Genomic DNA, 22786 nt, shown 5'->3' with positions numbered 1-22786 from the left:
TCCATGTCTCCGTAACTAGTATGTAATGTTTTTGAGTTATAACCATTCCTGCTATTATCTGTTTCTTTGTTACGGAAATCGTACTTGGAGTAACCAAGTTCCTCCTCCATTTCACCATCCAGACTACCTTCCAGGATGACAGACATCATTTCTCTCATGAGACCATTGACATCTGTTCCATTCTTAACTGGATTTTCTTTCAGATATCCATTCATCATTTCACGTAGTGCCTGTCTTTCGGGAGACTCGTCCCTTCTTCTTTTTGCCATAAAATAAAACCTCCAAACTGAGTAATTTTATTTTACATCAGTTTGAAAGTTTACACAAACTTTGGGATTCTCCCAATCCACAGCGATTGATATAAAAGTGAATATTCCTTTTTTCAAAATAAGGGGTCATTGTTTCCCATACCTTTGTTTCGGGATGATGTTTCTCTATGGCCTTCCAAATCTCCTGTCCAACGCCTTTGCTCTGCACACCATGCTTTACATAGAGAAAATCAAGGTGATTATGCTGGGTGGATTCACTGATTACAACAATTGCACCGCCAACTATTTCTTCATCAGCTACAGCTTTGTACGCCACGGCCCCTTTGGTTGAAAGAGATTTATCTATGTCTTGTTCTGGCAGTATTTCAACATCTAATTTGCCGAACTCATGAGCCGCACCCTTTTGGAATGCCTCTTGCATATCTTTTTTATAGGCGGCAATGTCATTTTCACAGATTGGAACTAATCTTATATTCATTTGTTCATTCTCCTCCATAAGTTTAAATTTATCTATGACTATCATACTTACTTATTACTGAAAAAACAATGTGATATCCAAAAGGATATCCATGATTATATGAAAAGAGCAGATGGCTCTTATAATAAGTCTCCATCTGCTCTAGTAATTACCTGTATCTTTTTGTCAATACCATCCGTTTGAGTGATGACTTGCTCTCCCCTATGCGATGATATGAATATTGCTATGTTACTGTGATATTTTATGGGTTCTTGTAAATTCAACGCCTATGTTCTTATTCCGTTTTTCCACTTTACCAGAACCAATCTTTTTTTCTGCCTGTAAAAAACCGCCTTTTGCTTTCTTTTCTTCAATTAATTTTTTCATTTTCTCTATATCGTTCATTGCCATTTCTTTTTCTCCATTAGAATAAATCCGTTTTCAAGTTACCAGTTGTAGTACAGTCTCTTTCTATAATTAAAAGTTTACAAGCTGTTATATTATAGTGTAAATGACTTCCTATTCTTTTGCAATAGAAATCACTGCGATTGATTCAGCTCATAATAATCCATTCGGTATGTTTCCTGGAATCCACAGGATTGATACAGGTTCAGAGCTTTGGAATTTCCGGTGGCGACCTGAAGCATAACCTCCGTTGCCTTTGCCTCTAATAGTTTTTCTATGGATTTTAACAAGAGTGCCCGACCATATCCATTTCCACGGTATTCCGGAAGTATCCCTAACCCGTAGATTCCTCCGGTGACTCCATTGATTGTTTCCAGCTTCACCTTGCCAATTACCTGTTGGTCTTTTTCCACCATATAAGTTATATTGCCATGTTTTTCTTCGTCTTCGGGCAGGAGAATCTCTTCGTCAGCATCTTCCTCATTCTCTTCTCCCGTAATGTCAGAAAAATAAATTGCGTCATGTCTTGCTATCTCACTGGCATCCTCATTGGTTGCTTTTCTAAAAGTGATGCCATGAGTCTCCTTGTGTATTGTTTCATAGGTTTCCCGGTTTAGATACATTTCAAATTCAGAAGATTGATAGATCGCTCCTGCCTTCTCTAAAAATTTCTGACCAGAAACAGATTTATGATCGCACAAAGCAAGAATACTTCCTGCTTTTCTCCTCTTACATTCTGAAACCACCAGCTCAAGCAGCTTAGTAAAAATCCCCTGCCTTCTGTAATAAGGGTGTACCATGCCGTTAATCTCCATGGCTGCACCACCAAAGCTGCATAAGCCTATATATCCAATTAACTGCTCTCCATCAAAGTACATGAATTCGTTGATGTGGTGTTGGCGGTCTTTACCAGTACTGCTTTCTTCAACGGTAAGTTTATAGTCAAGCTCAAGCTTGAAAGAAACTTGATCCTCGTTGGCACATAGGGTTTCTAGTGCATGAATTTGTTGGTAATCCTGACGAGTCAGGTTATTATTCAGCTTGATCCATGGTTCTGTGATTGTTTTGCTCAAATAAATCCTCCTGATAAATTGTACATATGATTATTAGTTTTCTATTAACGGCCGTTGGCCGCATTTCTTATAATTATACTACCTTACTTAGCATTTGTCATTGCTAATTCTTGTATTTACACATTCCAGTTTGCAAGAAGTGAGCTTGACAAATGAGGGAATGATGAGGTAACATGAAAAAAGCAATCAAAGGAGATAAACTACAATGCGGCAGGGTATTCTTAAATAACAATCAATTGAATGATGTCAGGTATGAAAGATGAGAGCTTATTACAGATGTAATAGGTTTGGTTTTTGTACCTTTATTTAAGAATACTTTCATATATTATTGATGCCACGCTGTAGATTAACTCGCTTACAGTTTTTTCATGTTGTGCTCATAATTGTTATGATAGCAAGTCCCTGTGATGAAAGTATTCTGATCACAGGGCTTTTTATATTATAACAATTCTTTGAGGTGCAATTTATGAAAATTTTGAATATAGGTATCCTGGCGCATGTAGATGCAGGAAAAACAACATTAACAGAAAGTATGCTCTATACCAGCGGTACCATTGCTGAATCCGGACGTGTGGATAGTGGTTCGACTATTACTGATTCTATGGCACTGGAAAAACAAAGAGGAATCACAATACAAGCCTCCATAGCCTCCTATCAATGGAACAATGTTAAAATTAACCTGATCGATACTCCGGGGCACATGGACTTTTACTCCGAGGTAGAGCGTTCACTAAATATACTAGACGGTGCCATTTTGCTGATATCAGCCAAAGATAGCATACAGGCTCAGACACGTATTTTATTTGATGCCATAAAAAAAAGAAAACTTCCCACTTTAATTTTCATCAATAAGATCGATCAGCCTGACATTGATCTTGATTCCCTTTATAAAGATATCAAGGAGAAATTAACCTCTCACATTTTAATCATGCAACGCATTACAAATAAAAGCACACTTATCACCAGCAGGCCGGATCAACTAACCGATGAGTTTAGAAATATAATTATTGAAGGGGATGAAGCTTTGCTTGAGAAATATGTAATGGATCAGCCCATTACAACCGAGGAACTATTTATGAGCAGATCGAAACATATGAGTAACGCCAGCCTTTTGCCTATCTATCATGGCAGTGCCCTTAAGCATATAGGTACAAAGGAACTGATGGATGGGATTGTAATGGAATTCCAGTCTTATATATTACAGCCAGACCCTAATCTTTCTGCGCTGGTATATAAGATTGAAAGAGATGACAATCGAAACAAACGTACCTATATGCGTATTTGGGGCGGAACATTAAGAACCCGTGATGTACTAAAGTTAAAAGAACATTCTGACAGCATTAAAATAAAGAAATTAGAGATGTCCAGCAATGGAAAAATAGTTGAAACCGATCGTGTTCCATGCGGTGATATTGCAATTCTTCCCAATGAAGCACGATGCAAAATTGGAGACTCCATAGGCACGATACCTAATAATAATAATACAATTTTACACAATCAAAACCTGATTATGCAATCCAACATTGCCCCTGTCTTTCCATCCGACAGAGCGCGTCTGCTGGAGGCCTTGGCAGAACTGGCAGAAACTGACCCTCTTTTGCAATACAAATTGGATTCCAGAAGCACTGATATCATTATGGAGTTTCTTGGAAAGGTGCAAATGGAAGTCATCCTTTCTTTATTGCAGAGCAGATACCACCTTTCGGTGAAAATAGAAAATGTAACAACTATTTATAAGGAACGACCCATTAAAAACGCAGCATTCACTGCCCATATTGAAGTTCCGCCAAATCCTTATTGGGCATCCATCGGATTATCCATAGAGCCGCTTCCCATCGGAACCGGTCTATGTTATGAAAGTAAGGTTTCCTACGGATATCTAAATAAATCATTTCAAAATGCTGTGGAAGAGGGGATTCGATACGGCTGCAAGCAAGGGCTGTACGGATGGGAGGTAACCGATCTTAAAGTTTGCTTTGAATATGGAGTGTATTACAGTCCCGTAAGTACACCTGCTGATTTTCGGCATTTGGCTCCCATTGTGTTGGAGCAGGCTTTCAGGCAGTCAGGAACTGAGCTGTTAGAGCCCTGCTTATCCTTTGAGCTTTACATTCCACAAGACTGCAATGCACGTGTTTATAATGACCTGAAGAAATATCATGCAGAAATTGAATCCATGAAAACACAGCATAATGAGATCATAGTGTCAGGAAAAATTCCAGCACGCACATCTCAATTATACAAAGAGCAGCTTTCAGAGTTCACAAATGGCCGTGGAGTTTTTTTAACAGAGCTAGCAGGTTACCAGCAAAATACTGGCGAAACTTTTACACAAGCCAGAAAACCAGATGACAGGTTGGACAAGACCCGCCACTTATTTAACAAGACCTATGAAGAGATAAGTAAGTAATCACATAAATCAGCAATTATATTGATAAAAATAAAGGCAGGAATTTGTTCTGATAAGCCAGATTCTTGCCTGATCTACTATTTGGCATAATACTTATCAATTATATTCAGCGCTATTTCTTTTGCATTTGGCTTCCTTGAGTCCTTTCTGTTTTCCTCGGTTAAATGTATTGCAAAGTAGTATTTTTCACCACTTTTATCTAACATTCCTACAAACCAGCCATTTCCACTTTTCCCTGAACCTGTTTTTCCGTAAATAGAGATTTTATCATCTTTCTGAATTAACATCACCTCTTTGAGAATACTAATATTCCTCTCAGAAAAATTGGTCTTTCCTTCGAATATCTTTGCCATGGTATCTACCTGCTCCTTGGGGGAAATCTTTAATGAGGATTCTAACCAAAATCCATTCATCGTAGGCATAGAATTCGTTCCACTGCCCTCCCATTCGCTGATGTCACAATTTCCGTAATCTAATTGATCAAGCCAGTTCTGGACCTCACTTTGGCCAACACGGTCTATGACTTTTCGATAGTACCATATACATGATTCTTTAAATGCATCCTTTAAGTTTAAATCTCGATTCCATTTTTCATTGGAATATTTGGTTCCATCGTATCCCATGGTCGTCTCAATGGAATTTATAACGCCAGTTTCTAATCCCATTAAAGTTGAGATGATTTTAAAGGTTGAGCACGGCGATGACCGTTCTTCACATAGCTCTTGATTATACATATAGTATGTATTTTTATTGCTATTTAAAAAAACAGCACAACCCTTGAAGTTGTCAAAACAATCCGTATAGTCAACGGCTTCCATTACTGATGCGGCTTTCGTAGCCTCCAAAGCATTGGGAGATGTTTGTTTTTCTATTGAGGTGTCCTGAGAAGTTGTGCTTGCAGGAGTATCTGATACTGATGTGGTATCCTCAGATTTCAATTTATTGTTGGTATCATTTGCTTTATTACATCCAATACAACTTAAACAAACTATAAATGTTAATAGATAAAAAATACTCTTTTTTACGACCGTACCTTTTTGCAGACTCCATTTTTCTGTGTTTTTACCATTTGATACTTTCATATTGAATCCCCCTGATATAATGTTTTTGGTGTAATATTACACTTGTAATATATAGAGGATATTATCATATTATTCATTAATTTTCTACTTTTATAATAATTCTCAACGTAAAAAAGCGTTGGATTAAACCAACGCCCCCTTGAAAATATTGCATTTCACCTTTAGCAGACAAACCGTCTCCACGTGCTGTGGAAGCTGTATTATATACTACATGGCAAACATATTATGTTTATTCTTCCATTTTATTAATGACATCCTGTATATCATAAATCTTGGCAGGTAATATCATTGAATACCCTTCCATTATCTCTTTTATAATTCTCATTTCAAGATCCATACGTCTTTTATAATGCGCGACAATGTCTGATATATCTGAAAACCCAAATTTCTTTCCATAAGGTGATTCATTTAGATATCTCATCACAAGAGGGTACCACATCTCCACACCATTTTCATCGGAACGTTCTTTTTTAATCTTCAAAATATTACTTTCTATATCTTCAGAGTAGAGATAGAGCAAAATAAAATCCTTTTGCTTGATGATCTCAAATATTTCTCTATAAAAACCGATGATTTCTTCCTCTGTCTTACAATAGAATAATATCAATTCTTCTATTATATTTTGAAATAAAGAACACTCAAACATATTTCCTGTTCCTTGAAATTTTTGTAACCGACGAAAGATTATGTCTTTAAAGTCATCAAATGATCGCCTTCCATTATAGATCTCATACTGCTCCATATAATGATGAAACCCTTTTGCATCCGTCACAATTCTCGTATATTCTACAATAAAATGATTTTCTTCTTTTTTTGTATGCGTTTCTATCTCTGGCACTAAATCAGGAAACCTTTCGAGAGCTTCTTGATATTCTTCCTCTGTCATATAGCTGCACCATGCCAGTTCAACTGGAGAAATATCTCCCTCTAAATACATATGGTATCCATTGAGTTTTTCATTTAGTGATTTCATCAATGTTGACTTACCGGTCCCCTGTATTCCTTCTATAAAAATATTTTTCATATCTACCTCAATTGCTGATTATCACCCACTTTATTTCTAGTGTTATAAACCTATTTGTTCAAAATCTACCTTGCCTAAATTTCAGTATTTAATCCTCACCTTGGTAACCTTTTTTTATATAAGGGAATTCCTAAAAATTTTCACAAGATCAAAAATAAGAAGGTAGAATATTTAAAACTGAATTTTAGTTTTCTTTTGACCTTATCACAGATATTAAAGTTATGTTTTTTCTCTGCAAAGTAATAATATTTTTTCTTAATTTAATCTATTTCAACTACACTATGATTAAAGCTAACTATTACTAATAAAAAGCATCAGGAAAATTAATGCAATTTACATCTAGGTTTTCGTTTTCAAAAACACACTCTATCATTAACACTTTGTTTTGAGTTGACTCTAGATCAGTTTTTAAAATCAATTTTTTCTTAACCTCTTCATAGTATAAATCAAATGTTAGGATTATGGGATTTATTTCTGCATTATCAATCTTTCTATATGTACTTAATTTTTCTCTCCCTTCTCTACTCTTTAATCTATCATTATACTTAGGTTGAAAATAAGAGATAAACAATGCTTCTGCTATATTAATCATAGAATCTTTTTTTAAATTATTTAGTTTAAATCCTTTATTTAAAGTATTAGACATTAAAAAGTTGGCATTATAAAACGGTATACTTGAGGTCTCAATATGTTTAGTAGCAATTGAGAGTATTAGTATATACAAATCCTTTTGAGAACTGCTTCTATAACTCTCTCTCATTATTCTTTGTAGTGTTCCGTGATTATTTAACCTATTAAATATATCATCCTGTTTTGTCTGTCCTATATATAATACATCATATTGTTCAACATGTTCTTGCCCATTACTCTCCATTTGCATTCCCATTAATGACTTAGCATGAATTATAACATCAGCATGTCCCTCTTTTTCAAGATGCTCAGCATAAACCTTATACTCCTCAGGACAGTATTTCTTTAAATATTCAATACCTTTTTTATTATACTCTACTTTTAAAATAGATCCTTCATCTAATGAGCTTATCACAAGATAAGAACAATTAGGTACAAAAAAAGACACAAATACATCAATATTTATAAAATACTTGCTACCATTAGTTATATTCACCACAATAATATGTAATAAACGTCCATTTTCACTAATTTCATTTATTTTAAAAGCATCTCCATGTAAGATAAAATAAATGTCGTAATCATTTTCATCAGCCAATATACTTGATTTAACTTCCTCCAAGTAGTTATTAGGAAATAAATATTTTTTATTAACATATAGTTCTATTGCACATTTTTTTTCCATTGTAATATTCCTCATCATAAATTGTAAACTTGACCTTATTAAGCAACTATAATTTTTCAAATCATTAAATATAGATAAACAACTTGAGGTATGATCTACATTCAATCTTTTATCTAAACTTTATATCCTCTAATTGCCACAATAAACATATATATTTTATCAAAATTATAGATATATATATTAAATGCACCTTTACCATTTTGAAAAAATCGTTATTTTTCCAGTTTTTTCCTTCAACAGCACTACAGTCTCGAAATAACTTGTTGCTGTAATACAGATAACAATAAAGCACGGTACCTTCTTAGCGTCAAAGTATACTTTGGTGATAGTCTGTTTTAATCATGTCTTCATTGAATTACTACTCTTTCACTCAAGTAATTTGAAAATTTCCAAGTTCCTGTGGACTTAAGTTTTAAACTTCATAGCAGAAGTACGTCAATGAAATCCTAGATGATGTGAGATTTTTCCCAATCCAATACTGTTTACCCTTGAAAATATTTTTACTATTCACATCAAATACTCATATTATTAGATTAGAGTATGAAATAAAAGAGTCTTATTAATAGATCAAATTTCTGATCTATGTTTCGCTCCTACTGCCTATCTCAAGTAGATTCCCCTCCGGATCGGCAACATAAAAGTTGCGGATGCCGAAAGGATAGGTTATGGGTTCCCCCGCTGGAAATTGTACGCCCAGCTTCAATAGCCGCTCATATTCCGCATCAACATCGGCAAAACAGGGCAGCCAAAGGGAAATTTCAAATGTCTGATTAATCCCTTTTGGAGGAACATAGCTCTCTCCAATTGCCTGCACAAATGCTTTCCTGCTATACATGAACAAGGATAGCTCACCGCTTGCCGTTTCAAACTCTGCGAAATCCCCACCATCCCATTGAGTATGAAAGCCCAAGGTATCTCTGTAAAATCGAACCAGGTTGTCTACATTTCCAGCTAACAGGCATGCGCCCACTCTTACATCTTTTCCGTTCATTGTCAGCCATCTCCTTTATAATCACATAATTATTTGTTTCGGATAAATAATATTATTTCCTATCCCTAAAGCTAATTTACAAATTACATTTATCACTCAGCTGTAAACAAAAGTGCTTATATGGCGGAATTCTAACCCTTTGACAAACGTTCGTTTTCGTTACCCCACCGCGATACCCAGAAACATATTTTCTCTGATCCACTACTAAAACTCACTTATATATCCTGTCCAAATTTCCGAATCCCTTTGATTTACTGGGCTTTCCACTCCAACAAGCCCACTGTTCCAGCATGTGGGGAATGTACGAAGAAGATATTTCCTGAATCTCGTGCTTCATTGGCAGTAGTGTATATTTAAATTAAAAGTTGTCCTTTCGCAATTATTTTAACATCTCCGGCCACCTTAATGTGTCCTGTGGATTGATCCGCAAATACTTTTATCTTGCTGGGTCTTCCTACGAAACCACCTTGATTAATTAAGACATCTTCATCAGCATTGCAAATATTCCATTTATAGAGATAAGCTCCAGTCGGACCAGCTGCACTGCCGGTTGCTACATCCTCGATCAGTCCTCTGTTATCCCAAGTACGACCTTCCATTCTATCTACGCTAAACACGTAAACAAATTTAGCTTGAATTTTTTCTAATTGGGCCTCAAAGTCTTTGGTACTGATTTTAGCCTTTTCTAACCCTGAAGCAAGAGGAACAATTAAATATGGTAATCCCGTTGAAACAACCTCCATTGGAAGCTTGGGATGTAGATTGTCCGCTGTAAGATTTAGTGCATGCAAAAACGTATTGACCAATTCACCATCAACAACAGCTCCCAAAAATTCGGGTACCCCCTGATTCATCGTAGCTTGAAAATAGCCTTCCATTTTTACTGATTCCGCTTGTAAGGTTTTATTGTTTAACTCAAAAACTACGGTTGCATTTTGTATTTCTGCATACAGTTTCTCGTGAATTACTGCCATGGCTCCTAAAATCGGATGCCCGGCAAAATCCAATTCCTCTTCCACCGTAAAGATTCTGGCGCGAAATCGATTCTCTCCGGTCTGTCTGAGAAAAATAGTCTCAAATTGCTTGAACTCCTGCGCAATTGCCTGCATATATTGCGTACTCATATCTTCTTCATGAAATATAACGGTCAAGCCATTCCCTGACAGAATTTCAGAGCTAAACACATCTACATGATAATAAATCATTTGGTTTCTCCTTCTTTACCCCATAGGGTCTATTTTAACAGGTTGTTTTTTATATGGTACTCTCCAAAAATTCCTGTTTATTGTAAAATAACTTGGATTTATATCTCCCCCCAGAAAATATTTTGAAATATACATGACTTCCTTTTTCATGCCTATGGGCTTTCATTTAATAATTTCAGGTTTTAAGAAATTTATATTTATACATTATATCAAATACCAGGAGCCTGTGCAAATTGTATATTCTCTTAACTGCACGTACCGTTAAATGGACAGGGAAGAGGAGTTCTTGTTTCACCCATATACAAAAAAAGCGAACAGTAATATACTTACTACTCACTTTTTTATCTTATTTTTATTCAACAATCTTTTAAATTGGGTGTTTTATAAGCCTCCGCAGGAGACGCAACCACAACCTGAAGGCAATGTCCAAATGAGGGCTTAGGATACTCCCCAACAAGCAGATTTGCCAATAATCCCGCATGAGAATTTGGGCAAATTGGTATATAAAACATCAATTTATAAAGTTATATCTCTCACTAGACAGTTTACTTTGAATCTGATAGTATAAAAATCACATATTGAAAATGCTGAGAAAAGGATTAGTATCTGTAAACTGGTTTCAGAAAGTTGCTGGTTGATGCGAAGCAATAAAAGGAATACAGAGAACTCACCTTTGAGCAGTTTTAGTCAAATTTAATTATGCTTTGCAGAAATTAGAGAGTAGCTAAGAACGGAAAACCCACCGTTATCAGGGGAGGATATAAGGCATTTATGCTCGTATCTGAATAAGCGCATAATACTTAGGTATTATGAATCGGAGTGGTACCGCGTAAGATTAAGTCTTTCGTCTCCTTGGCATATAGCCGGAGACGTGAGACTTTTTTTATTATCATTATGGAGGAATATACTATGTTTAATCATCAAAAGTATGAAAAAAGTTTCTTTTTACCCCCTGTTATGTCTTATGATTGGGTAAAAAAGCAGTCAATCGAACAAGCTCCAATATGGTGCAGTGTGGATTTAAGAGATGGTAACCAGTCCCTGCCTACACCAATGACGTTACAGGAAAAGCTGGAAATGTATCAAATGCTATTAGATATCGGATTTAAAGAAATTGAAGTTGCATTTCCAGCTGCATCTGATACGGATTTTCATTTTTTGAGAACGTTAATTGAAAACAAAATGATACCAGAGGATGTTACGATCCAAGTTATAACGCAAGCCAGAGAGCATATTATTCGCAAAACTTTTGAAGCCTTAGACGGTGTACCCAAAGCGGTTGTTCATTTGTACAATTCAACATCTGAAGCCCAGCGCAGGCAGGTATTCCATAAATCAAAAGAGGAAATCAAACAGCTTGCGGTTGACGGTGCTATTTTATTTAAGCAGCTGGCTGAAAAAACCAGGGGTGACTTCTATTTTCAGTATAGTCCTGAGAGTTTTCCAGGAACAGAAGTTGACTTTGCACTTGATATCTGCAACAGTGTGATAGAGATTTGGAAGCCCACACGCAATCATAAAGCAAATATTAATATTCCAACCACTGTCGAGAATGCCATGCCTCATATTTACGCAAGTCAGTTAGAGTATCTTAATAAGAATTTGTTGGATAGAGATTCTATTATATTATCAATTCATCCTCATAATGACAGAGGCTGTGGTGTATGTGATGCAGAGTATGGACTTTTAGCCGGGGCGCAGCGTATCGAAGGTACACTTTTTGGAAATGGCGAACGCACTGGAAATGTTGACCTTATTACAGTCGCCATGAATATGTATTCCCAGGGTGTCGACCCAAAGTTGAATTTTAGCAATATGAACCATATATGTGATACGTATCAGCGTTTAACAAAGATGTCTGTTCCGGAAAGGCAGCCTTATTCAGGTTCACTAGTCTTTACAGCTTTTTCAGGTTCCCACCAAGATGCCATTTCTAAAGGAATGAATTATCGTGAGCAGGAAAAAATGGAGAAATGGGAGGTTCCTTATATTCCGGTAGACCCTGCGGATTTGGGTCGTAACTATGAGACTGATGTCATTCGTATCAATAGTCAATCTGGAAAAGGTGGTATCGGTTATATACTGCAAAATGCTTATGGTATTAAAATGCCATATAAGATGAATGAGGAACTTGGATATTTTGTAAAAAAGGTATCGGATCGAGAAAATAAAGAACTGTGTACCGAGGAAATCTATCAGATATTCAAACAACAATACATTGAATTTTTCCCAAAATTCAAAATAGAAAATATCAAAATAAATATTGAAGAATCACATGAAGCGATATTAACGATATCGCAAAATGATAAGCAAATGCTTATAAAAGGTAATGGCAATGGCAGCCTTGATGCAATCAGCAATGCAATAAAAGAGCATTGTTCCGTGGAATTTGATTTAGAAATATATGAGGAACATTCTATGGGAAAAAGCTCATTAGCAATGGCTTCGGCATATATCGGAATTTTTGCAAATGAAAAATTATACTGGGGAGCAGGAATTGACAAGGATATAATAAAAGCATCTGCTTTTGCATTGTCAATTGCGGTGAATAAATTATTAGGAGATTAAAACCATGAATGAGAATGAATTGGATAAAAGCGAGGTGATGCAACATTTAATGCAATATAATGAGCAGGAGTTATTTTATAGGGAGTATGCCGCTCTGCAAACAGACGAGAAAGCACTTAACCTTTTCTTAAATCAATATAATTCTCATGACTTGTGGAAAAAGCGCATATATATCAATGGAATGCTGCCCAACGACCGTGAAATGTTTGCTCCCGAAACCGCTATGTGGGACAATCAAGATGACATCTACATTGAAAAATACTGCCGTTTTATGCCTCATCATGAGGCGGTGCATGATTATTTTGAAATTGTGTATGTTGTAGAAAATGCCATGGATATTAACCTTGGAGAAAAAATCATAACCTTAAAATCGGGGGATGTCTGCTTTATATCCCCTGGAATTTTGCATAGTCCTTCCGTTATGGAAAAAACAATAGCGTTACAGATGATTGTCCGAAAAAGTACATTCCATCAAGAATTTTTTCGGTGCTTAACGGGAAATAGTGTGATATCGGATTTTTTTCTAAATGCACTATATTTACAAAACGATGGAAGTGTCTTAGTTTTTCACATGAATTCGGACGAAGAAATTAAAAATATCTTTTTTACGATATACCAGGAGAACTATAATAAGCATGCTCGGTATCAAATTATAATCAATAGCTTGTTTGAAATTTTATTATGTCATTTGTTACGATGTGATTCTTCCAACACTGAGATCATGCAAATTGGTCAAGAGGCAGACTCTCGTATGACTCAAATTCTACAATATATCGAGAGCAACTGTAAAACAATTACAATTTCGGATTTATCAAAGGAATTCCATCTATCCGGCCCATATTTATCAAAGTATATAACAAGCAAGACAGGGAATTCATTCAGTTCTATTTTACAAGAAATAAGATTAGAAAAAGCCCGTAATATGTTATGTTCCAGTAATCTTCGGGTTGAAGATATCGCCGATGCTGTTGGCTATCACAATGTAGAACATTTTATACGACTTTTCAAACACAAATACTCTAAGACACCAGGCCAGTTTCGTAAAGGTAAATAAATTCAGATTCTTTGGTACTAATGAAGGGATATTGACAACTATCTCCTGATTTGTAATAATGAAACCATTCTACAAGGAAAGGAACATGGTGATCTTATGAATTCAAATTTATATTATGATATTTCTATTCCTTATGATAGGAAAGAGGGCAAAAAATATCCCGTTCTTTATGCCATGCACGGACGAGGCAGTAACGAAAAGGATATTATGAGTTTGTTTAAAGAACTAAAAGATCATTTTATTCTTGTGGGTATCCGAGGTATGTTAGCTTTGAATGGAGGCTATGAATATTTTACAATCAAAGGCTTTGGTAACCCCAATACAGATTCCTTAGATCATGCAATCAATGCCCTCACCGAACTGATTGATGATATTCCAAACAAGTATCCAGTGGATATCTCCAGACAATTTTTAACCGGATTCAGTCAGGGCGCCATCTTATCCATGAGTCTTGCTTTGACACTGGGAAATCAGATAAAAGGAATTGCAGCTTTAAGCGGATACATTCCAAAGCATGTGAAAGATAACTACACCCTAAAGCCAGTCGATGAGCTATCCATCTTTATTGGGCACGGGAAAGCTGACCCTATCTTTCCATTAAATATTGGAGAAGAGAATTATCAGTTTTTTAAACAACGAACCGAACAGGTACAATTTCATACCTATCCGATTGAACATCGCGTCTCGAGAGAGGAACAAAGTGATGTGATTGGGTGGTTAAAAGAACAGAGCTTATAAAGCCCCTGTTGCAAAAAGTCCTCCGAACCAGTTTGAACCGCCCCTTGTCAAGTAGACAGGTAAAATAACTAAATTTTTTAAGATGATGCGACCAGTTAAGTGGTCGCATTTCTTATGCTGATTGCTGTTTTGCAGCTAATTTAGCTTTATAATTCTCTATACGTTTATTTATAGGAATTGGATATTGTTTTGGGTGTTCTAATTGCATGGCAGCATTCCTTACTTCCATTGGGGTGAGATTATCATATCGTTCTTGATATCGCCCATTGTTATAATAGTCGATGTATTCCCTTATGGCTTCTCTCAAATCATTTTCTGTATTAAAATCAGAAATATAGTACATCTCTGATTTGATGATTCCCCAGATGCCTTCTATTGGCCCGTTATCAATACAGCATCTGGCACGGGACATAGATTGTATCATTCCCTGTTCTCTCAGCTTTTGCCGAAATATACTGCTTGTATATTGATACCCCCTCTCACTATGAAATAGTGGTGCTGCTTCTGGATTCGCCACCAGTGCCAGATTATAGGTATCAAAAACAAGTTTATTATCATTATGATTGCTCAGTACATAGGATACTATTGATTTATCATATAGGTCTATAATAGCACTTAAATACACTTTCTTACTGCTCATAGGCACTTTGAACTCAGTCACATCTGTTCCCCATCTTTCATTCGGCCGGGTTGCTTCGAAATCTCTGTGTAAAACATTTTCAGCGGTAGTTTCCGCTGTAGAGCGTCGGTACGTTTTTTTCTTCTTGCGAATAACTGACTTAATTCCAAGTATCTGCATAATTCGATGGATTCGACCTTTGCTATAGAATTTCCCTTTATCACGGTTGATATAGTTACACATTCGACGATACCCCAGCGTACTCTTATAAGTTTCATTGTATTCTTTGATCCATACGGCAATCTGTTCATTTTCTGCTTCTTCTAATGACGGCTCATGATGAAGCCATTTATAGTATCCCGCACGGGATACAGCCATCTGCTTACACATCCAACAGACATTCCACGTCTTATATTCAGCGAAATACCGGATGGTAAGATATTTAGGTTCCAGTTTTCCTTTGGCTAGAATCGCCTCCTTTCGAACTCTTTCACTTTTTTAACAATTCTACCGTCATATCCTTTTCTTCAAGCTGACGCTTCAACCGTTTGTTCTCCCGGCGGAGTTTTTTTCAAGTTCATCGACTTCGTTATTTGCTTTGTGACAGCCACGCTTGTCCATCAGCCCATCATCCCGAACCCAGTTATAAACCCGACTGTAGGAGACATCATATTTTGTAGCAGTTCCTTTGTAATCTCTATTATGATCAATACAATATCTAACGATATCCTTACGTTCATCAATTGGTGTTTTTCTTCTTGATTCAGCCATTTAGATCTCCTGTTTCGGATTATAATCTTTAAGTTCTATATCGCTATTATATAATGAAATCCATTTACGTAAAACCTTTGATTCACTAATTCCATGTTTTAAACATATTTCTAAAATCGAACCCTTTCCGTCAATATATTCTTCAACAGCAGTTAGCTTTAATTATTTTGAATAGGCTTTGTTTTTATACTTATATAAAAATGCATCGGTTCCGTTTGCCTTATATTGTCTAACCCATGTATAAACGGGGGCCCAGCCATATTTGTCATACAGGATATTAAACATCTGGCATATTTCTGGCATTGTATAGGTCCCTTTTAAATAGGCTTCACATACCTGAAGATTGACTTCAGGTGAATACTTATTATTTCTCATAATAAATCCCTCTTAAGTAGCTTTGTGTACTTACACTTCCTACTTAAGAGGGATAATATCAGGCTATTATATTTCTCTAGATATTACCTTTGTTTTTTATAAAATATAAATAGATATATTTGCCTGTAAATCCTTATTTAATGTGAGAAAGTAATCAAATTGTTTCTGTATGTATTGAGGAGATATTAAAATGCCGCTCGAGCCTGTTGGGCCTTGACCGCAGGTAGTTTATTATTGAAAACATATTTATCTGGGAGGGGGGTGCGGACATAAAGTTGGACTTAATTTGATAACCCAAGGTTACGTCTATATTTTACTGGACTCAGGCCACCAAGTGAAATCTATATTCGTTTTTCATTATACCACTTAATAAAACTATTTAGATGCTGAACAAAGTGTTCTATTGAGACGCCAATCCACGATTTTCCATAGAACATTTCATTTTTATTCTGCAAAAAAACCTTCACAGGCCGAATTATCAGTTGAGCCTCCTTTTCTTGACATAGAACGGGTTAAACCAGCTTTTTCCATTCGCTCAAACCAACCAGGCCATCTATAGTGACAAACACGACCAGTATGTATGATTGGAAACTCATCTGTTTTTAATCATGAAATTGCTTTTATTTACAAAGCAAACAACCAAAAATTCTTCTTTCATAATCCTTCGGACTAGCTTCTCAGATAGAATAATCCCTTGATTCTGTAGCTGCTTCTATATCCTTCTATACACATAGCAGTCCTTGCTTTAATGTAATGAATCTTTGATAAGAGTACGAAGTGCAGCATGTTGATTTGTTCCTTAAGGTCTACAGTCGTATCTGTAGCCAGTGATTCTAGCGGAACCAAACGCACTTTTGTGATATTTTTAAGAAGACATATGACCAATTGCTCCTTTTTCCAGATAAAGTCGCCGCCACTTGTATATGCTGTATCGGCTATATCCGATTTCTCTTAATACATATTATAAATCTTCTCAAAGTTCAAAGCAACGATGAAGTGTAATTAATTTCAGTTCTGCAGAAAGATGACGAGGTCGATCAACTGTATTGCAGGAATGTGTTTTGTTCCTATCATTTTCCAATTGTCCTAAGGATCCATGCCAGTTTTTCAACCCTGTCTTTTGATGCTTATACTATCGGTATAGGGTAGCTGGTAAGGGATATACCAATTTTTGTATGGTAGCACTGATAGAGGCTGTTCGTTCAAATTCTTATAGTGCTGTTTCTTTTTGTTAATTGGTATACTTAGAATGCATCTTGACTCCTTCCGGAGTCCAACTTTATGTCCGCCCCCCTGCCTATCTTCCATATTTATATAGCTTTTTAGTTACTTTAATGAAAAGAGCGCAAAAGCCTAATTGCTTCTACACCCCAAGGTTTATTATTGATTTCAATCATTAACAATTTAAATCTTGCAGCAGGACCACAACCTCTGTATGTTTTGGAAAGCCAATAAAGATGTGTTTTAAAATTAATACCTCCCTTGCGTCATCACATTCTTAAATAAATATTCCAACTTTAAGGAACTCAGGTTCATTTATAATCCCTAGCAAGACCCCTTAATATCAATTCCATCTTAAAATAGCTTTTATTTGAAATAAAAAGTACAGGAGTATCTCTATAAATCTAACTTCAAGACCACTTGTGAACATTCAAACTGATATCCTAATAATTCCAATGCCTTTTTTAATGGATAATTTTGAACATCAATATCTGCAATTAGATTTTCAATTCCCTCCTCTATCATGAGCCGAGAACCTTCCCATAACAAATCATTAACGTAACCTCTTCCTCTTTGAACTGGTGTAACACCTATGTAATTAATTGCTCCCCTATGCACACTAAGCTTTTGAGGAACAACGAGTCCCACAAATTCTCCCTCCTTATCATAAGCCATTCGCCACCAAGTTTCATTAAAATCTATCTCCTTCAATAGTTCAAAATACAAAATTGCGGCCTGCTGGGAACCATGAGATATAACACTCGTTAAATCTTCTCTGTCTAAAGTTCCTTCTGTGACTATTTCAATAGCGCCAATAAACATCTTCTCGCCAACTTCCTGCAATGTCTTATAATGAAGCCTATTCGATGTTTCTACACAACGAATTTGATTAGCCTCAAAACTCTCTTTCTCTTGCATTATGCAAAAGCCTAGTTCTCTAAATAAGGATTGATAGATTTCAATAATATATGAAGCTGTTGAATAGAGATGGTACTCCACCGTTTTAAAACCTTTCAATTTTAATACTTCTATACTATCCGTTAGAAGCTTATTTCCCACTTCCAAAAAATTATTTACAGAATCTGCTATTTTCATTTGCCATATTTTTAAGTCACAAGGATGCACATCAAAAATTCCATAAATAATTCTCCCCTGAAATTTTCCTTCTATTTCAATGACAAAGCACCACTCAAGCCTTGTCCTCCCCATATCCAGCCATTGATGCAAGTTAAGTTTTTTACTATTGACTGCCATTCCAATCTGTTCAAATTGTGAAGCTTCCTCTAATTGAATAGTTCTTACATTCATAGAATTTACTCTTCCTTTAGTTTATAAAAAATGTCATAATCTTTTTCAAATTATGTTATTTATGAGTCATAAACAGTTTTGCCTCAAATAAAATCTTTTGAATTTATTACTTCATCAGAAATTTCCATTAACTCTTGATTATGGGTTATCATAAATATGACTTTATCTTTTTTAATTTCATCTATAACAGATTTAAATGTTTCTATACTAATAAAATCAAAAGCTGATGTGGGTTCATCTAAAATTAGTACATCAGGGTCCTTTAATAATAACCTTATTAAAGAAATTTTTTGTTTTTCACCCCCAGAAATATTACTGTTATTTTCATATATATCTAATTCTAGTCCCCTACCATCTTCTTTTAAAGAGTGAAATAAGTCAAACCGGTCACACCAATACATTATCTGTTCTTTATTTTGAGTATCTAAACCATAAGTTAAGTTATCCAATAATGTACTGTTTATTAATGTAGGCTCCTGCTCTGACACGCCAATTAATTTATGGCGGATATGGTACATATCTAATTCTTCTATTCTCATGGAATTATAAAGAATATCGCCCCTATAAAAGCCATTATATAATCCAATTAAGACATTAATAAAAGTACTTTTTCCAGTGCCATTTTCTCCTATAATACAGTATGTATTGCCTTTCATAAATTTATAATTAAAACCGTTTAAAATATTCTTCTGCTCATCGTACGAAAAGAATAAATTCTTAATTTCAATCGATTCTATACTTGAAATTCGATTGCATCCATTTTTCTCGCTTTTCATTCCTTTGATTTCTTGTAACCGACCAAATGACACCATTGCATCTTGATACGACTTACCAAAATTCATAAAAAAACTCGTACATTTTAATAACATGGAAAAATAATTGCTAATCATTAAATACTCTCCCACTGTAATCAAATTATTAAGTATCTGATAGCCACCGACAAAAAATATAATCACGCTGGCTACATCATTAATCACTTTATCACATGTTGAAAATTTAAATGATACTTTCCCATATTTTAATAAAATATTAAATAATCGAGAAAATTCATCTGTCAGTTGACTGTTCACTAAATTATAAATCGCATTCACTTTTATCAAGCCTATATTAATATACTGGTCATTTACGGATGAAAAAAATTGATTTTGGCTTTCCTTTAATTCATATCCAATTTCGTATAATGGTTTCTTAAACATAAAATATACTTTTATGTAAATCGGTATTAGGATCACTAAAATTATTGCCAACTTCAAATTAATTACAAATAAAATTACAGTGGTTACCAGAAGTGTCAATATATTTATAACAATATTAAATGAATTATTTACCGCGAAAGATATAATACTATTACAATCCCCCTGCACCCTTTGACTTAGGTAAGCAGATTTACTAGACTGAAGAAACATAATAGGCAGTTTTTTGATATGTTCAATAAAATCTATGTTCATATCAAATGACATTTTATTTTGCAAATGCAATAATAAGATATTGCACGCATATTTCAGCACTGTATCAAAAGTCATTATTATAGCTAATAAAGCCGTATAAACATATATAATTTCATAACTTTTCTGCCCTAAAAGCGAATCTATAAATGTTCCTGTTAAGTAGGGAATTACCATTGAAGAAATCCAAACTATGATCCCCAAACAGAAAAATAAAGCAAATTTCCACTTATACTTATAAATATATGGTTTGACTATTTTATTTAAATTCATTTGCAAAATTACCTTTTTATAATTTTTATATTACATGCAGATGACATCTAAACTTACTTCCCATCTTTCTTAAATAGCATCTATTACAACTGGTATAAAGGTTCAAATTATAATATATATTTCCCAATTTTCTTAATCATATTAATGTTAATGAAATGCCAGATAGCCTTCTTTATTAAGAGCTGATGTAATTTCAAATATCTTCTTAGTTATATCTTTTATTGACATGTAAGGTTTCTTTTCGTAAACTACCACAATAATTTCTCCTACACTTCTTTGACCGTCACACAAAGCAAGAAAGTCATAGGTAAATTGGTCTATTTTTATTACCTTATTAATGTTTTCATCTTCTTTATCTACAATAATGTGGTACGGTTCCAGTACAATATTTTCCAAAACAAATTCTGCTTTAATACTTTCAATAATATCGAACAGATTATAATTATATTGCTCTATGCTTCCTTGAAGCCTGATGTAAGGTCTATCTTTTGGTGTTATTTGGTTGGTTTGTAATCCTAAATAATCTACTTTCGCTGTGTTCTCTTTCTTTTTAGCTAAGCTGCATTCATAATAAGCTAAATCCGTCAAATAATTATACCCTTCAATATTAGAATATGATATTTTAATGAGTTTTGGGAATAATGATGCTATTTGTTGCAAATTTAACATAGTGAGCTTATTAAGGTTTAATTCCTTATAATATAAAGACTTAAATTTCTCATGTATCTCAAATATAGAAATTCCTATCTTATAGCATAATACGTATAACGTAAAAGCAAATAGATTTATAATATAGTGGAGGTCATTTGCATATTCTATATATTTATTAACTTGAATTTCTTTTGTATCTACAAAGTAAAAGTGGCTAAAAAGATGGGGATATTTCTTTATTAAGTCAATAGTTTCGTTACAATTTTTAACAACAAGACATTCTTGTATAACATAGTCTTCATTTAAAATAAAATCATTATTAATTTCTTTTAACATCTCAGTAGCTGATTCCGGACGTAATTGATTTACAAGTACTATTTTGGCTCCTTTCACTTTTCCATATATAGCCATTTTCAGTGTTTGCTCTAAATCTTTTAATGTCTCTCCTTGTATTCCAATAATAAATGAATATATAGCAGAGATTCCTGCTTCATAGTTATTTCTTATAGTTTTTAATGCCATATCAGAAGTATTTCCTTTTTTCATTTTCTTAAGAACATGGTTTGAGCCAGATTCCAAACCATAAAAAATATTATTACATCCACTCTCTTTCATTTTTTCTAAAAGTTGCTTGCTAATATAAGCCGCCCTCGAAGAACATGCCCATTTAACTTTTAATCCTTTACTTATAAGTAAATCACAAAATTTTTCAACAAAAGCTTTATCATAAGTAAATAAATCATGATGTAAGTTAAATCTGTCACACTTAAAATTGGTGTGATAATATTCTATTTCACTTACTATTCTCTCTGCTGATTTCATTCTAAACTTGTTTCGCCAAAAAATACTTGTTGCACAAAAACTACATTTAAAAGGACATCCTCTTCCTGCATCTATAGATATGGTGTTACCTTTGAGAACATATTCTTCTTTTCTTACTAAAAGATTAATATCAACAAAAGGTATTTCATCTAAATCTTCTATCAATTCTGGCTCCGAATTTGTAATTATATTTCCTTTTTCCCTAAAAACGAGCCCAGGTGCCATATGAAAAGGTAATTCTCCCCTTATAGCATCTACGACTTGAGTAATTGCACGTTCCCCTTCACCTCTAAATACATAATCTACTGCATTAAAATACTTTAAAGTTTCTTCTGCAACAAGTGACGGCTGAGCACCCCCAAATAATATCTTAATATTGGGTCGATTTCTCTTACATGCCTCAGCTATTTTTATTACTTCGGGAAAAGAGCAACTCATAATGGAAAAAGCGAGAATATCGACTTCCGAATCTTTTGTTAGCTTTTTAGCAATCCTATCAAAATCTCTGTGATCACCCTGAAAAAAATTATCTGCCTTATATAACTGCAAATCTATTATTCCAACATCATAATGGTTATTCTTTAGTACTGTTGCCAAATTTAGAATTCCCAATGGCAGATCTAGATACCACTCTTCATCAGCTTCAAAAGGCGATCTGATAAAAATAATCTTCACACTACATACCTCCTCCAACTTAGTAAGATATATAC

The 22786-nt window shown here is 34.6% G+C and carries 21 protein-coding genes, 1 pseudogene and 1 other annotated feature; of the genes and pseudogenes, 4 read left to right on the top strand and 18 right to left on the bottom strand.

Translation table 11 applies throughout. The features are described from left to right. From T546_RS0108330 to T546_RS0108315, 4 genes are all read right to left on the bottom strand, one after another. The coding region (locus T546_RS0108330; RefSeq protein WP_026891213.1) for a transposase at positions 1-269 on the bottom strand (269 nt) is incomplete at its 3' end. Between the two features lie 37 nt (positions 270-306). Next, positions 307-765 (bottom strand): GNAT family N-acetyltransferase, encoded by a 459-nt coding sequence (locus T546_RS23130; protein WP_242842203.1) that lies wholly within the window; start codon positions 763-765, stop codon positions 307-309. A gap of 210 nt (positions 766-975) precedes the next feature. Continuing rightward, complete coding sequence (locus T546_RS25280) at positions 976-1137, bottom strand: hypothetical protein (RefSeq protein WP_156951304.1); 162 nt, start codon at positions 1135-1137, stop codon at positions 976-978. 128 nt (positions 1138-1265) lie between these two features. Further along, complete coding sequence (locus T546_RS0108315) at positions 1266-2204, bottom strand: GNAT family N-acetyltransferase (protein ID WP_034598357.1); 939 nt, start codon at positions 2202-2204, stop codon at positions 1266-1268. Between the two features lie 466 nt (positions 2205-2670). Between T546_RS0108315 and tet the strand changes: the two genes are divergently transcribed. Beyond that, the gene (gene tet, locus T546_RS0108310; RefSeq protein ID WP_026891211.1) at positions 2671-4614 is read left to right on the top strand and encodes a tetracycline resistance ribosomal protection protein; all 1944 of its coding nucleotides are present in this window, start codon (positions 2671-2673) and stop codon (positions 4612-4614) included. Between the two features lie 77 nt (positions 4615-4691). Here tet and T546_RS0108305 read toward each other — a convergent pair whose 3' ends face one another. The 6 genes from T546_RS0108305 to T546_RS26110 all read right to left on the bottom strand — a co-directional run bounded on the left by T546_RS0108305 (position 4692) and on the right by T546_RS26110 (position 10381). Next, the gene (locus T546_RS0108305) at positions 4692-5696 is read right to left on the bottom strand and encodes a penicillin-binding transpeptidase domain-containing protein (RefSeq protein WP_051629681.1); all 1005 of its coding nucleotides are present in this window, start codon (positions 5694-5696) and stop codon (positions 4692-4694) included. A gap of 229 nt (positions 5697-5925) precedes the next feature. Beyond that, positions 5926-6720, bottom strand: a complete 795-nt coding sequence (locus tag T546_RS0108300) for a P-loop NTPase family protein (protein ID WP_034598355.1) — start codon at positions 6718-6720, stop codon at positions 5926-5928. 301 nt (positions 6721-7021) lie between these two features. Continuing rightward, entirely contained in the window at positions 7022-8035 is a 1014-nt protein-coding gene (locus tag T546_RS0108295) for a hypothetical protein (RefSeq protein ID WP_026891208.1), read from the bottom strand. Positions 8036-8615: 580 nt separating this feature from the next. Further along, entirely contained in the window at positions 8616-9026 is a 411-nt protein-coding gene (locus tag T546_RS0108290; protein ID WP_026891207.1) for a VOC family protein, read from the bottom strand. Positions 9027-9379: 353 nt separating this feature from the next. After that, entirely contained in the window at positions 9380-10231 is an 852-nt protein-coding gene (locus T546_RS0108285; RefSeq protein WP_026891206.1) for a PhzF family phenazine biosynthesis protein, read from the bottom strand. Positions 10232-10246: 15 nt separating this feature from the next. Then, positions 10247-10381: a hypothetical protein gene (locus T546_RS26110; RefSeq protein WP_278246298.1), complete on the bottom strand. Its 135-nt coding sequence runs from the start codon at positions 10379-10381 to the stop codon at positions 10247-10249. A gap of 430 nt (positions 10382-10811) precedes the next feature. Beyond that, positions 10812-11086 (top strand) — a binding site (T-box leader). Positions 11087-11140: 54 nt separating this feature from the next. Between T546_RS26110 and T546_RS0108280 the strand changes: the two genes are divergently transcribed. The 3 genes from T546_RS0108280 to T546_RS0108270 all read left to right on the top strand — a co-directional run bounded on the left by T546_RS0108280 (position 11141) and on the right by T546_RS0108270 (position 14591). After that, positions 11141-12799: a 2-isopropylmalate synthase gene (locus tag T546_RS0108280; protein WP_026891205.1), complete on the top strand. Its 1659-nt coding sequence runs from the start codon at positions 11141-11143 to the stop codon at positions 12797-12799. 4 nt (positions 12800-12803) lie between these two features. After that, the gene (locus T546_RS0108275; protein ID WP_026891204.1) at positions 12804-13853 is read left to right on the top strand and encodes a helix-turn-helix domain-containing protein; all 1050 of its coding nucleotides are present in this window, start codon (positions 12804-12806) and stop codon (positions 13851-13853) included. A gap of 96 nt (positions 13854-13949) precedes the next feature. Further along, positions 13950-14591, top strand: a complete 642-nt coding sequence (locus tag T546_RS0108270; RefSeq protein WP_026891203.1) for an alpha/beta hydrolase — start codon at positions 13950-13952, stop codon at positions 14589-14591. A gap of 112 nt (positions 14592-14703) precedes the next feature. Here T546_RS0108270 and T546_RS0108265 read toward each other — a convergent pair whose 3' ends face one another. The 8 genes and pseudogenes from T546_RS0108265 to T546_RS0108240 all read right to left on the bottom strand — a co-directional run bounded on the left by T546_RS0108265 (position 14704) and on the right by T546_RS0108240 (position 22751). Beyond that, complete coding sequence (locus T546_RS0108265; protein ID WP_330371894.1) at positions 14704-15663, bottom strand: IS3 family transposase; 960 nt, start codon at positions 15661-15663, stop codon at positions 14704-14706. 87 nt (positions 15664-15750) lie between these two features. After that, the gene (locus T546_RS25900; RefSeq protein ID WP_026891201.1) at positions 15751-15981 is read right to left on the bottom strand and encodes a helix-turn-helix domain-containing protein; all 231 of its coding nucleotides are present in this window, start codon (positions 15979-15981) and stop codon (positions 15751-15753) included. Then, the gene (locus T546_RS26430) at positions 15982-16089 is read right to left on the bottom strand and encodes a hypothetical protein (protein ID WP_242842208.1); all 108 of its coding nucleotides are present in this window, start codon (positions 16087-16089) and stop codon (positions 15982-15984) included. Positions 16090-16143: 54 nt separating this feature from the next. Then, a complete protein-coding gene (locus T546_RS25890; protein WP_026891200.1) occupies positions 16144-16356 on the bottom strand; it encodes a hypothetical protein in 213 nt (70 codons plus the stop codon). Between the two features lie 341 nt (positions 16357-16697). After that, positions 16698-16953: pseudogene (locus T546_RS26425) on the bottom strand (integrase core domain-containing protein); the annotation flags it as partial. A 1020-nt stretch (positions 16954-17973) separates the two neighbouring features. Next, complete coding sequence (locus T546_RS0108250; RefSeq protein ID WP_026891199.1) at positions 17974-18885, bottom strand: GNAT family N-acetyltransferase; 912 nt, start codon at positions 18883-18885, stop codon at positions 17974-17976. Between the two features lie 83 nt (positions 18886-18968). Beyond that, positions 18969-20603 (bottom strand): ABC transporter transmembrane domain-containing protein, encoded by a 1635-nt coding sequence (locus T546_RS0108245; protein ID WP_026891198.1) that lies wholly within the window; start codon positions 20601-20603, stop codon positions 18969-18971. Positions 20604-20750: 147 nt separating this feature from the next. Then, positions 20751-22751 carry a B12-binding domain-containing radical SAM protein gene (locus T546_RS0108240; protein ID WP_026891197.1) on the bottom strand — a complete coding sequence of 667 codons (2001 nt, stop codon included), beginning with the start codon at positions 22749-22751 and terminating at the stop codon, positions 20751-20753. Positions 22752-22786: the final 35 nt, after the last annotated feature.

Origin of the sequence: [Clostridium] aerotolerans DSM 5434 (assembly GCF_000687555.1) — a bacterium.
Lineage (GTDB): Bacteria > Bacillota > Clostridia > Lachnospirales > Lachnospiraceae > Lacrimispora > Lacrimispora aerotolerans.
This window is presented reverse-complemented; position numbering and strand designations above follow the sequence as displayed.